The organism is Flavobacterium sp. (assembly GCF_027490375.1).
Lineage (GTDB): Bacteria > Bacteroidota > Bacteroidia > Flavobacteriales > Flavobacteriaceae > Flavobacterium.
Window position 1 is genome coordinate 76,437 of record NZ_JAIXYH010000016.1, and the last position, 13,021, is coordinate 89,457.

A 13,021-nucleotide genomic window follows, 5' to 3' on the forward strand; every position below is an offset into this window, starting at 1 on the left:
TATGTTCACAATGTAAAACGAGTAAAACATTAAAAGAGAATACAGAGCGATTATCCTGTTATGAAAAATCCGTTTGGGCGATTCGTTGCTATTTGCTAATCTATTTCCAGCTACCTTTTGTATTCTGTGTAATTCATAAATTTTTTTCCATCGAAAAAATATATTCCATTTTCTCTGGTCCCGACCCAAATCTTGCCGTTTTTATCTTCCATAATTTCCCAAATCCAAGGATTGATTAGGCCTTCATTAAAATAGGTGAACGTTTTGCCGTCGTAACTTCTAAGACCATCGCTCGATCCAAACCAGAGATTTCCCTTTTTATCTTCTATAATTCGGGTAACTTCGCTTGGTAACCCATCTTTTTTTGTGAAACTTGTAAATGTTTTTCCATCGTACCGATAGGCTCCACCCCAATTGCTGAACCAAATATTTCCATTTTTGTCTTGCAATTGCGGCCACCCCCAATTATGCGCTTTTGGTTTTGGTCCATTTTGAAACAAATCCATTGGTTTGAGGTTGGTTACAGATTTTCCATCGTAGTAAAAAACACCTTCATTAGTTCGTCCACCTAACCACACGTTACCCGTATTGTCTTCTAAAATGCGTTCCACTCGGTCATTACTACTTAAAAAACCATTTGGCGCTTCATTGATTGGGAAATGTGTAAACGATTTTCCATCGTAAATATAAACACCATCAATTGTTACAAACCATAGTTTTCCATCTTTTGCTTGTAACATATTGTATACCCAATGACCCTGATAGTAGCTGTTCTTATTAGGAGGCAAATTATTTGGTATTGGAATTTGAATTTTGGAAAATGTCGTTCCGTTGTAAATGCAAAGACCTACTTCAGTACCTACCCAAATTTTACCCTCTTTATCTTCCAAAATGCAATAAATTTTATTAGAATCCAGCCCATCTTTAGTTGTAAATTGGTTGAACGATTTTCCGTCATACTTATAAAGTCCGTTATCAGTGGTCCCGAACCAAAGATTACCTGATTTGTCCTGCATAAAACGTGAAACGCAGTAATTGCTAAAGTTTTTAAAAACTGGTGTAAGTTCGTTTTCTTGTGGTCGTTCTTTTTGGATTGGAGTGTTGCAGGCAGTTGCTAAAAGTACTATTAACAGTACAGTGAATAATGGTATTTGTAGGAAATGTATTTTCATTGTTCAAATAGTTTTTGGTATTCTGTTCTCCATTATAGGATTGGTAACCGCTCTTCGTTGAGCAATAACTTTCCAAATATTAAAGTTCACTATTTATAGAGCAACTCTCAACAAAATTGTAAGTTCTTACGCATTTCCAATTTTTTCTACTCATTTTTCTTTTGCCGTGTTATGTTCGCATGCAGTAAAACTATTTGTAGACCGCGATGTCTATAGAATTCTACGTACCCTACTTTCAAGTCAGTACAAACTTTGTTAGTGCATTAATTAATGAAACGCCACTTTTTGCAAGCTGACCTTATCCTTCGTTTTTCTCGATTTTATTTAATTTTTCGATTGCTTCGTGTTCGCCTTTTTGTGCTGCTAATTTCAGAAATTCTAATCCTTTTTCTTTGTCTCCGTTCATTATTAAAAATTCCGCGTAATGATACTCTAAAAGGTCAACCGATTGTGTTATTGATTCAAACGACTTTCGGAAATATTCTTCTGCTTTTTTCATTTCACCTTTTGCCTGATGATACAGAGCAAAATTTCTATATGTATAAGCAGGATCGTTGTTTTCTGTCTGCAATGCTTTTTCTAGAAACGATCTTCCTTCATCTAACTGGCCGAGCTGAATTAATGCATATCCTAAATTATCGTTTGCGTATCCGTAGTTTGGGATAATTCGCAAGGAACTTTTGAAATAACTCGACGCTTGTTCGTAATTTTTTAGTCTGATGGCAATGTATCCTAAATTGTTATAAACTTCTGCTTTCATAACATCATTTTTGGTCAAGAAAAGTACATTTTGCAACAGCGTAATAGCTTCTTCAAAGTCGTTTTCTAAATACCGCTCACTTGCCGCTTTAAAAAGCTCATTAGACTGAAGTTCCCTCTTGTCGTACAGATCGTTTGGATTATCTTTCAAGTATTTAATGGCTTTTCTAAATTGGCTTTTCAAGTCACTCGGCAATTGATCAATCCATTTTGGAGCGTCTTGTTCAATTAAATTGGAATAGGTGGCAAGGGCAAACGCCATTACCTCAGTTGGCATTTCAGAAATATAGTTCCATTTGGTTACCCAATATCCGTCATTAACGCTACCAATGTCTTTTAAACTATGAGAAAGTAAAACTCCAAAACCAAAATAAATGCCTGCCAAGTAAATAAACAAGTCGGTGTCATCAGCTGTGTCGTATTCAAGTTTATTGTCGGTAAGTTTGATTTTGATAAAATCGTACACCAAACTGTAAATTAATCTTTTGGGGTTGTTTTGTAGGCTGTTCGCTATATAGATTTTATAGTTACCTTCTTCTATTCGCACTGTTGTTTCAAACGGTTTTCCTTCGATTTCGTAGGGCGTGTGATAAGAATCTCTAATGTCTTTAACGACTTCAAACGACAGTTTATCTTCTTGAATTTGAAACAGAAAACATAAGTCTTTAATGATGTTTTCAATTAAAACTTTGCTAACACTAAAAGAATTTGGAAAGTAGTTTTCTGAAAGAAGAATTTGTTCATTTTCATAGTATGGGTAACCAAAAACTTTGATTAGCCATCTGAAGTTATCTTCAATCCAAAGTTTGTCGAGTTCAGATATCCGAAACGTGTCATTTTCTTTATTTTTTTTTAGGAACCCGAATAGCTTCATAATCTCGTTTTAAAATGGAACCTACTTTTTAATACAACTACGCTAGTAGGATTTTGGAACACTCTTTTTTCTTCCTGTTATACTTTAAGTTATGCCATAACTGTTTAAAACCAACCTTGGTAAAATTCCTGATTTTAATAGCGTTAGCTTTTTTCTCTGCGCAATTTTTGCATGTTGAATTTATTTGTGACTGTATAAAATAATCCGACGAAAACCAAAAACACAATGATTTTCAGAAATAAAGAGAGAAACAAATTCGATGGATAAATTCCAATTTCAGAATAAACTGCCCATGAACTTGGAAGGTAATCTCTTTGGAAGGAAGTAAATACTATGATCATCCTTTCGATTGATATCGCAAACAGCATGCTAAATAAGATTCTCAGAAAAACGTTCTTTCTAATGGTTTTGAATCGCAGCAATTGGGTCATTAGGACCCAAATTAAAGGTTGAATCCATATACCAAAACTGTATTTTCCGAACATTCTGCTCAGAAGTAACGTTCTGTCTGCTTCATTTAAATTGAACCCTTGTACGAATATTCCCATTAACCAAAGAATCATATAACTAATGCCAATAGAGGAAATAAATCTGTTTGATTCTTCGTCGACTTTCTCAATTATTTGGTTTTTGATAAAAATGCGAGATATAAAATAGAGGATGGTAACTAATCCAAAAGCGATAAAAAAATCCAAATGAATTAATTGTAGGACAAAAAGTACTTCTTCTAACATTTTGTTGTGTTATAGATTCTTACGTTGCGATTAATCATTAACGATATCAATTGTTTCTTACCGGTAGCTGCTGATTACTGGACTGTTTACGTATATCAGCGTCAGCCTAAAAGTAGTAAAAAAACTTAAATATAAATCAGATTACTTCAAGCGGTTCGTTATTACAATTACTTCTATTTTATCAAGCTTTCGACTTCGTTGATTAAATTGACTAACTTCTGTATTTCCTCATAACCAGCATTTTTTTGTTCCATTTGATATAGCGCATCGTACGTTGAAAAATATGTGCTTTTATTTCCTTGAATAATTTCAAAACTTTCCTCTACACCGTCGCTTCTGCTGCTGTATTTCAAAACTGTTCCATCTTCAAACTTTATTCTATCAATATTTAGTTTGTTTTTATCGATGTCAAGTTTGTTTTCCGCTGCAATTGATTGAAGAAATTCCCAGTACTCTGCAATCTGTTCTTTCCTAATGCTCTTTTTGCTAATTTTTATTCTTTTCAGGCTATCGTTCGGGAAAAACACATTGAATTTCTTTACGGTTCCATCATTTTGGAAAACTATTAAATGTGTATGAATTCCACCGGACCAATAACTTTTAAAACCAATTTTAATTATTAACGAATTTTCATCTTTTAAATTTAACAGATTGACATATGAGTTTTGTTTCTCAGCTAGCTCCTTAAAATCAATTTTGGGAATTGGAGATTTTTGTGAAAAGCAAACGAAGTTTACTAATAGTAATGCGATAAAGATTATATTCTTCATTTAATTTTCTTGTTTTCTGTTCAGTTTTTTGTAGCTCACTACAAGTGGAAAACCCAACAATCGGCATTGTGCTCCAGATTTTAATATTACTAAAAATAGGAGTAAATTCTTTAGTATCGTCTTTTAAAAATTACTTTTTATTTGGCATTGTTGCAAAAGTGGGATTAACAATTATTGCGTTTATTCTACTGATGACAGTTAATTTTCGGTCTAGCATTTTAGCTGATTGATTTCACTTCTCGCCTATTAAAACGCGCTGATTACTGCTATTTTTCCACTAAACGTTAGTAACGTATGCCCTAGCCCCGGTTGCAGCGGCAGCCCGGAGGAACAGACGCTTGTTTGAATTGGGCTAGAAACGGCGACCCAAGAAGCCGGGTATAGCGCAATGAAAACCGCGTATTTTACGAGGACTACAGCGGAAAACGGGAAGAGCTTCAAAAAAATGAGTGCCTAATTATGTTACCTGCGTTTACTGTTAATACGAATTTTGTTTTGCAAAAACAGCTTACAACTTTTTACATTTGATGAAACGATGAGAGTTTATGCGGTATCTTCTTCAAAAATTTGATAGTGGCATGCACTACTTTAGGGTAGAAGCAGCTGCGGTTGCTCCGCTTTTAGAACACGGAAATAATCGCGTTATCTGTACAATTAATGGAACGGAATCGTTTCACTGCGCTATTTTGCCTAAGAAAGACGGTAGTTTTTTTGTGAATGTAGGCTCGAGAATTTGCAAAAAGCTCCAGGTTGGTGTGGGAAGTAGTATTGAAGTTGTTTTTGAAATAGACCGCACTGAAAATCAGTTTGCTGTTCCAGAAGAATGGACGGCGGTATTAGCATCCGACCACGAGGCTGCTGTCATTTTTAACGGATTAAGCGCTGGAAATAAGCGTAGCTTGCTGTACTTGGTTGCTCAGGTGAAATCGTCCGAAAAACGCATCGAACGCGCGTTAAAAATCGCCGAAAAAATAAAAGCAGGAATTAGCTCGGCGCGAATCATCTTGAAATAGCAAGCGTTAACAATAAAGCGCCACATGTAGATAAGAAAAAAGGTGAAATCGAAAATTCGTTTCACCTTTCATTTTTTCAGATTTTCTGCTTAAAGAATTAATATTCAATCAAATATGTCGCTTGAATATTAACAATGATTTCCATTTCTCCCGCGGCCAACGACTGGGTAGCATCTGCCATTGAATTTTCTGCCATCGCATAAATTTGTTTGGTAAACTGAGTGGGTACGTAATCGCTCGACATGTCGGTGATGTTAAACACTTTGCCTAATTTCACTTCGGATGCAGCGGCAAGTTCGGCAGCTTTTTTCTTAGCACTTTCAACGGCCAATTTACGTGCTTCTGATTTTTTCTGTTCGGCTACAGACGATTTCAATTGCACATTATCGATAGCATTTACTCCCTTTTCTGTCAAACCCTCTACAATTTTGTCGTAGCTGTCAATTTTCTTTAACAGAACTGTAATTTGCTGACGTGCCACGTAATTCGATTTCTTGCGTTCAAATAGAAATTGGTCGTTCAAATAAACACGTTCGGTTTGAATATCGTTTGAAGAAATGCCTTGTGAGGTCAAGTATTTCAAAACTGCATCTACTTTTTGCATATTTGATTTTTGGACTTCGTTTGCTTTCGAACCGGAAGTTTCCACAGCGAAAGTAAGTTCGACCTGATCGGGAACCACGCGTACTTTCCCAAGACCTGTAACATAGATTATTGGTTTACTTTCGATCTGCGACCAGCCGAAACTACTAATTAACAACAATACCCATACGATTTTTGATTTCATGATTATTTAGTTTATTGATTATTCGTGAGCGTAGGCAAAGAGCGTGCCATCATTTTTTGAAACCGAAATGATAGATTCCTAAAACCAAAAATGCAGCGGCAGGTACCAAGGTGTAAGGTAGCGCAGCCAGGAAAGTGGTTTTGTATGAGATTGCGGTGAATAAATAGCCTGCTGCGGCTCCGCCTAAATGTGCGGTATGCCCAATATTATCGTTTGCTGCTTTTATGCCATACAAACTATACAAAAGAAAAATCAGTCCAAAAATATACGCGGGAATATCAAAAGGAATTGGGAAAATCTTAATTTCCTGTTGCGGATCGAAAATCACCGATCCAAAAACTATAGCTGAAACTGCTCCTGAAGCGCCTAAGGCACGATAGGATAAATTGTTTTGATACAGAACAAGCGTGAGCAAATTACCCGCAAAAAGTCCGACAAAATAAATGACGACAAAAAACAGCGCTGAACTGGCACTAATAAATTGACTCCCAAAAAGGAACAAGGCATACATGTTAAAAACCAAGTGAAATATATCGCCGTGAATAAAACCAGAGGTGAGCATCCGGAATTGTTCGCCGCTTCGTATTCTTTGAATATCAAACAAAAACTTGGATTTCAAATTATCATTAGAAAAAGCGGCAAAGCTTACTAAAACAGTAACTAAAATTAGGGCAAGAAGTACAATTGGCATTGCTGAAATTTATTGCCGAAAGTAATTAAAAACAACTGAAAACGATTGCTAAAACCTTGAACTTGCTAAACAGATCGAATTATTTCGAAGTCCGAAAAAGGAACGAACCTGTTTAGCGCAGCTAGTAATTAAGCTCCTACTACTATCCATGTAGTATAAATTGTATCGAGGAAAATTCATCCCTTAGTTAGAAATTTCAATGGATTGACGGAGGTGTAGCCGTTTCTGGTCGACATAGCTGAGTGGATCGTTGTTCGCTTAATTGGCAACTGTTAAACAACATTACGTAAATAACTGAATTTCATCTATATAACCATCTTACATGCACAGCTAATATGAACTCTATACTGAAAAACAAACTCATGTTTTGATAAAGCCGTATATTTGCTAAAAATTTTGTTCATGCAATTACTTGCGTATTGCTTGGCATATCCACTACTCTGGGTAGTATCCAAATTACCGTTTCGGGTGTTTTATGCCTTGTCTGATTTTATATACTTTTTGGTATACCGCATTTTAGGTTATCGAAAGGCAACCGTTCGCAAAAACCTAGCGCTAACGCTACCGCATAAATCGGAAGCAGAACGACGTATCATTGAAAAGGAATTTTTCAAGCATATGTGCGATATGTTTATGGAAATGGTAAAATCCATGAGTATCAGCGATGAAGAAATGAAACGTCGTTTTACTTTCACCAATCTAGAACTTGCAACAGAGTACGAAAAGCGCGGTAAGAGTATTATTTTGATGTGCGCACATTACGCAAGTTGGGAATGGTTGATGGTTATGTCGAACTACGTCACGTTTGAGAGCTACGCCATTTACAAAAAAATTGGCAACCGTTATTTTGATTCTTTGGTTCAGAAAATTCGAGGTCGACACAACGCTAAGTTAATCGAATCGAAAAGTTCGATTGAGACTATGGAGCAACACAAGAAAAGTGGCATGAAAGCTTTTTACGGTTTTGCTTCTGACCAGTCGCCGCAATTGACAAAAGCAAAATATTGGGATACTTTTATGGGAATTGAAGTACCTGTGTACACGGGTGCCGAAATGCTCGCTAAGCGACTCGATATGAATATGTTATTTGTAAAAGTCGAAAAGGTAAAAAGAGGCTATTATCAGGCCACGCTCGTTCCTTTGGTTGAAGAGCCTAAGGATGTGCCGGATTATGAAATCACAGGTTTGTATTTGCGCGAAGTTGAAAGGCAAATTTTACAGAAGCCTGAACATTATTTTTGGACGCACAAGCGTTGGAAACACATCGGGAAGAAAAAACTTCCTTCAAGGAAAAGCACAACAACACACGCATAAATAAGCAGTGTTTTCTTGTTAATTTCATCTAAAAATGAGGCTTTGAGCGCAGATATCTAGTAAATACAAGTATTTTTACGCTTGTTTCGCAAATGAAAATATATGGCTATGAAAGTGTACGTGAAATTTGATATTAACGCCTTGTGTCGGAAGATACTTCAGGAACAACTCGATGCTTCCGGAATTAAATATCGGATTATAGCGTTTGGCGAAGTTGAAATTTTAGATAAACTTCCTGCTGAAAAGCAGCGAAAACTCGAAGAGCAACTCGGCGAATACGGCATTCAAATTGTTGAAAATCAAAAAAACATTTTGGTGCAACGCATCAAAGATGCCATAGTTGAAATGGTTAATCAGGAAGAAAATCAACCAAATTTAAAAAGTTCGGTTTATTTAGCTGAAAAACTTAATCACAGTTATAACTATATCTCAAACCTGTTTTCGGAAGTCACCTACTCTTCTATCGAAAGCTTCATAATTCTGCAAAAAATTGAACGTGCCAAGCAACTGATTCTAACGAATGAGCTTACCTTTACAGAAATTTCATACAAATTAAATTACTGTAATGTTGCACATTTCAGTACGCAGTTTAAAAACACTACCGGAATAACACCTTCGGCATTTCAACGGATTATCAAGAAAAGGCGCGAGTTGCAAGTACAAGAACAAATTCAGAACAATTAAGAACTCTAAGATTTCCCCAAAATCATGAACAACGATCTCATTCACGTTTGCCTTGCCGATGATGACGCCGACGACCGGCTTTTTTTCACGGAAGCCTTCGAATCGATAAAAATCAAAACTGCAATCACCGTAGTTAATGACGGCGTGGAGTTAATGGACTTTTTAAACAACGACGAAAATTCAAAACCACACATATTGTTTCTGGATTTGAATATGCCGCGAAAATCGGGTATGGAATGTTTGTCGGAAATTAAACAAGACAGCCGATTCAACAACATAGCCGTAGCTATTTACTCTACTTCTGCCTCTGAGCGCGATATTGAAGATGCCTTTGTTAAAGGAGCTAACGTGTACATCCGTAAACCAAACGATTTCGAAGAATTAAAACGCATTCTAAATGAAGTCATCGCACTAAATTGGCAATATCACACCAGCGGATTAAACAGGGAAAACTTTGTACTAAGTATTTAAAATTCGTCGATTTTACCTCTTTTTGAAACCGGTATCCATATTCTAAACGAATTGGTTACGACTTTGCTTTCGGCGAACTAAATCTGCGCAACTCATTTAAAGCCTCAGCTGCTTCAAGCTCTTCGGCGGGAATGACTTTCAAAAACGACGGATGTTGCTCAATAGCGTATTCAATTTTCTCTACAATCGATTCAATCGACTCGTTTTCGTAATCAATTTCCAAAGGTTCTTTTATAATCATCGATTGCAAAATCCCTTTCTTTTTCATACGTAAACCTTTCTTATCGAACGAACGGCGAAATCCGTCGATGACAATCGGAACTACAATTGGTTTGTGCTCTTTGATGATGTGCGCTGTACCTTTTCGAACGGGTTTGAACGATTTTGTGGTGCCTTGCGGAAAGGTAATTACCCATCCGTCTTGCAAAGCAACTTTGATGTTTTCGGTATCATTCGGATTCACTTCACGCTGAATATCTTTTCCTTTTGCACGCCAGGTTCGTTCTACAGTAATTGCACCCACGTAGGCCATCATGCGCGGAAGAATCCCCGAATGCATCGTTTCTTTAGCTGCAACGTAGTAGATGTTGAGCTTAGGGTTCCACAAATAACCAATATTTCGGATGTGATCTACCCGACCGTGTAAAGCAGCGTTAAAAACGTGAAACATGGCCACGACATCGGCAAAGTAAGTTTGGTGATTGGAGATAAATAAAACGTTTTGTGCAGGTAAGGCACGAATAATCTCCGAACCGTCGATTTGCAATTCGTTAAATCCGCGATAACGGCGGTGTGTTGCGGCGCCAAAAATGCGAATCAGCCATTTTTTGATAAATAAAATATGTCCGAACGGATTTCTTTTAAATAGTCCCATGCGCCAAACATAAATTAAATTTGACTAATTGCCGAATTTCGTGCCAACAATAACATTTGTTTCACTTCTGCTAACATCATCGCAGTAGCGCCCCAAACCGTGTGTTGCCCGAAGGTAAAGACTTTAGTTTTGATCTTGAAATTGTAGGCGGTATCGATATCCATTGTGGAAACGGCTTTATCGTCTAGCAGTACGGATAGTGGTAATGGAACAATGGCGGCCACTTCACGCGGATTTGGGGTGAATTCGAGATAATCGCTGGTAACAAATAAATACGGATGTACTTCAAAATTACTTGGCGGAACGTAAAGCGGCGTTAGTCCTCGTACAAAATGCTGTTCCGTAAGTGTTATTCCTATTTCTTCTTGCGTTTCACGCACAGCGGTTTCATAGAAATTTGCATCGGATAATTCCTTTTTTCCTCCTGGAAAAGCAAGTTGTCCGGAATGCACACCTTCGTATTCTGATCGTTGAATCAAAGTTATTGTTTCCTGATTTTGGTGTGTAGAAACAATTACTGAAACGGCGGCGTAACGTTTTTGAATGGCTTTTTGCGCAGCTAATTCCAACGCTTGCTTTCGATCAGCTGGAGCCATATTAAGTTGCGCATCCAAGCCCGGAAGATCAAGAGATTTTATATGCGGAACTAGCTCACTAAATGCTATTTTTGCCATGAAAATTACCGTTTGTGTATAGTAAAAAAGAAAAAGCCCAGCTTATTACCGATTTTTGGACCGCTTTCGCAGAAGCATATCCACACAAGTGGCTGCTTTACGATACCAAAATTAAAGATTTACAACTCAAGTTCGATGTTCAAAATTCGGGGGTTCGCATTATTTTAGAAGTGGGTATGCGCCACGAGGAAACACGAATTAAGTATTTCGAACAGCTGCAGGCGATGCGCGTACTTTTCCTTGAGTTTTTTCCAGAGATTTTTTTCGAACGAAATTTTACTTTAGAATCTGGGAAAATAGTGAGCATCGTACATACTAAAACATTAGAACGCAATTTCTTCAACAAGAATTATTGGCCCGAAATCTTCGACTTTATGGCTTCGAAAATGCTGCTTATGGAACAATTTTTCCTGGAATACGCCGATATTATTCGCCAGGCTACAGCCGAATAAATTACTTAACCAATTGTTTTTAAATAATTTAAAACATTGGTTTCAATGCGCTCTGCCAAGTTAGTAACTGGTGCTTTAACGAATTTTTCACCTAAAATTTGTTCGTAAAGTAAGGCGTATCGTTCTGTAACCGTGTCGATGTATGCGTCGGTTAATTCTGGAATCGATTGCCCTTCTTTACCTTGAAATCCGTTTGCAATAAGCCATTGACGAACAAATTCTTTGCTTAACTGTTGTTGCGGTTCGCTTTTATCTTGACGTTCTTGGTAGCCATCGGCATAAAAATAGCGGGAAGAATCGGGCGTATGAATTTCATCAATCAGAACAATGGTTCCGTCGGCTTTTTTTCCAAACTCATATTTAGTATCAACCAGTAGCAAGCCGCGTTCGGCCGCCATTTCAGTTCCACGTGCGTAAAGTTTAAACGTGTAGTCTTTAAGAATTTCCCAATCTGCTTTCGATACTATGCCTTGAGCTAAGATTTCTTCTTCAGAGATATCTTCGTCGTGCGAACCGGAAGCAGCTTTTGTTGTTGGCGTAATGATGGGTTGCGGAAGTTTATCGTTTTCTTTCAAACCTTCGGGCAAAGCTACACCACAAAGTAAACGCTTTCCGGCAGCGTATTCGCGAGCGGCATGTCCAGCCAAATAGCCACGAATAACCATTTCCACTTTAAAAGGCTCGCATTTTACGCCAATACTTACGTTCGGATCTGGTGAAGCTAGCAACCAATTCGGCACTAAATCGGCTGTGCTTTCCATGAATTTCTTCGCAAATTGATTGAGCATTTGTCCTTTGTAAGGAATTCCTTTCGGAAGCACCACATCGAAAGCGGATAGTCGGTCGGTGGCGATCATGACCAGTAAATCGTTGCCAATGCTGTAAACATCTCGAACCTTTCCTTTGTAAAATGCGGTTTGGTTTGGAAACTGAAAAAAAGTTGCCGTAATTGTAGTTGACATGTGTGTGTAGTTAGATGCGCAAAAGTATTACGTTCGGTTTGAACCGTCAAATGAAAATAGAATTCATTCGTAATTTTTAAAGAAATAGCTTCTAAAAACAATTATTCATCAGGCATTCTAATCTCTGTTCCTTTAATTTCAAGCAAAGTCCAAAAAAAAGCTTGACTGCAAACTTTTTTTGACGACTTCTCTTGCATCAGTTAGTGGATTTTTTCGGCCTTACAAGACAACACTACAGCGATCGGCAGAAATGACAACCAAGGAAAACGAAAAGCGATCGGATTTACGCTAATGTTCTAAAGAGAGAAACTTCATTCTTTAAAAAAATAACTAAATGCCGATCGCTATAAAACGTGAACTGGATTTTACACGCAACAAAACGAATTCGTCTCAATTCCAAAGCTGTGAAACCGATTTTAGAAAACTTCCCCGAAAGGATCATTAAACTTCAGTTTTTTTCGTTCTCGAGAAAAAATTTACTTCAAAACCAGAGCGCGATATTACTCAGATTTACCCGCTTTATCTTTCTCTTGCTTTTTAACAGACTTTGCAGCCTTTTTTTCTTTTGCGGTACTTGCCGGAGCAGTTTTATCCGATTTTTTCTTTCCTTCCTTCTGCCTCGCCATGGTATTTATATTTACAAATCGGAAGTAAGTTTCCAATTCTTTGTAAGGTACGATCTTTTCAACGAAATAAGTAACAAAAAACACTAAATATCATTATTTCAATATTTTACGCCAGATGTAAAGGACTTTTTGACGACGCAATATACTGGTTTACCGGCCATATA

General features: G+C 37.3%; 14 protein-coding genes. 5 read left to right on the forward strand and 9 right to left on the reverse strand.

The window, feature by feature from the left end; genetic code table 11:
• Positions 1 to 110 precede the first annotated feature (110 nt).
• The 3 genes from Q0064_RS02210 to Q0064_RS02220 all read right to left on the reverse strand — a co-directional run bounded on the left by Q0064_RS02210 (position 111) and on the right by Q0064_RS02220 (position 4,309).
• Positions 111 to 1,172, reverse strand: coding sequence for a two-component regulator propeller domain-containing protein (locus Q0064_RS02210; protein ID WP_298143649.1), 1,062 nt, complete (start codon positions 1,170 to 1,172; stop codon positions 111 to 113).
• Between the two features lie 298 nt (positions 1,173 to 1,470).
• Entirely contained in the window at positions 1,471 to 2,805 is a 1,335-nt protein-coding gene (locus Q0064_RS02215; RefSeq protein WP_298143651.1) for a tetratricopeptide repeat protein, read from the reverse strand.
• Between the two features lie 907 nt (positions 2,806 to 3,712).
• The gene (locus Q0064_RS02220; protein WP_298143653.1) at positions 3,713 to 4,309 is read right to left on the reverse strand and encodes a hypothetical protein; all 597 of its coding nucleotides are present in this window, start codon (positions 4,307 to 4,309) and stop codon (positions 3,713 to 3,715) included.
• Between the two features lie 545 nt (positions 4,310 to 4,854).
• Between Q0064_RS02220 and Q0064_RS02225 the strand changes: the two genes are divergently transcribed.
• A complete protein-coding gene (locus Q0064_RS02225) occupies positions 4,855 to 5,322 on the forward strand; it encodes a YdeI/OmpD-associated family protein (protein WP_298143655.1) in 468 nt (155 codons plus the stop codon).
• A gap of 97 nt (positions 5,323 to 5,419) precedes the next feature.
• On the opposite strand, the gene Q0064_RS02230 is transcribed toward Q0064_RS02225, so the two are convergent.
• Together Q0064_RS02230 and Q0064_RS02235 are read right to left on the reverse strand one after the other, a co-directional pair.
• Complete coding sequence (locus Q0064_RS02230) at positions 5,420 to 6,109, reverse strand: SIMPL domain-containing protein (protein ID WP_298143657.1); 690 nt, start codon at positions 6,107 to 6,109, stop codon at positions 5,420 to 5,422.
• 49 nt (positions 6,110 to 6,158) lie between these two features.
• A complete protein-coding gene (locus Q0064_RS02235) occupies positions 6,159 to 6,800 on the reverse strand; it encodes a rhomboid family intramembrane serine protease (protein ID WP_298143660.1) in 642 nt (213 codons plus the stop codon).
• A gap of 402 nt (positions 6,801 to 7,202) precedes the next feature.
• Between Q0064_RS02235 and Q0064_RS02240 the strand changes: the two genes are divergently transcribed.
• From Q0064_RS02240 to Q0064_RS02250, 3 genes are all read left to right on the forward strand, one after another.
• Complete coding sequence (locus Q0064_RS02240; RefSeq protein WP_298143661.1) at positions 7,203 to 8,114, forward strand: lysophospholipid acyltransferase family protein; 912 nt, start codon at positions 7,203 to 7,205, stop codon at positions 8,112 to 8,114.
• Positions 8,115 to 8,222: 108 nt separating this feature from the next.
• On the forward strand, positions 8,223 to 8,798 hold the full coding sequence (locus Q0064_RS02245; RefSeq protein WP_298143663.1) for an AraC family transcriptional regulator: 576 nt from the start codon (positions 8,223 to 8,225) through the stop codon (positions 8,796 to 8,798).
• 24 nt (positions 8,799 to 8,822) lie between these two features.
• Complete coding sequence (locus Q0064_RS02250; protein WP_298143665.1) at positions 8,823 to 9,269, forward strand: response regulator; 447 nt, start codon at positions 8,823 to 8,825, stop codon at positions 9,267 to 9,269.
• A gap of 55 nt (positions 9,270 to 9,324) precedes the next feature.
• Here the strand turns inward: Q0064_RS02250 and Q0064_RS02255 are convergent, their stop codons facing one another.
• On the reverse strand, positions 9,325 to 10,143 hold the full coding sequence (locus Q0064_RS02255; RefSeq protein WP_298143667.1) for a lysophospholipid acyltransferase family protein: 819 nt from the start codon (positions 10,141 to 10,143) through the stop codon (positions 9,325 to 9,327).
• Positions 10,144 to 10,157: 14 nt separating this feature from the next.
• Positions 10,158 to 10,817: a CoA pyrophosphatase gene (locus tag Q0064_RS02260; protein WP_298143669.1), complete on the reverse strand. Its 660-nt coding sequence runs from the start codon at positions 10,815 to 10,817 to the stop codon at positions 10,158 to 10,160.
• Positions 10,818 to 10,831: 14 nt separating this feature from the next.
• Here Q0064_RS02260 and Q0064_RS02265 point away from each other — a divergent pair, with 14 nt between their 5' ends.
• On the forward strand, positions 10,832 to 11,269 hold the full coding sequence (locus tag Q0064_RS02265; protein ID WP_298143671.1) for a DUF4268 domain-containing protein: 438 nt from the start codon (positions 10,832 to 10,834) through the stop codon (positions 11,267 to 11,269).
• Between the two features lie 5 nt (positions 11,270 to 11,274).
• On the opposite strand, the gene Q0064_RS02270 is transcribed toward Q0064_RS02265, so the two are convergent.
• Together Q0064_RS02270 and Q0064_RS02275 are read right to left on the reverse strand one after the other, a co-directional pair.
• On the reverse strand, positions 11,275 to 12,231 hold the full coding sequence (locus Q0064_RS02270) for a phosphoribosylaminoimidazolesuccinocarboxamide synthase (protein WP_298143673.1): 957 nt from the start codon (positions 12,229 to 12,231) through the stop codon (positions 11,275 to 11,277).
• Between the two features lie 500 nt (positions 12,232 to 12,731).
• A complete protein-coding gene (locus Q0064_RS02275) occupies positions 12,732 to 12,857 on the reverse strand; it encodes a hypothetical protein (protein ID WP_262494568.1) in 126 nt (41 codons plus the stop codon).
• Positions 12,858 to 13,021 lie beyond the last annotated feature (164 nt).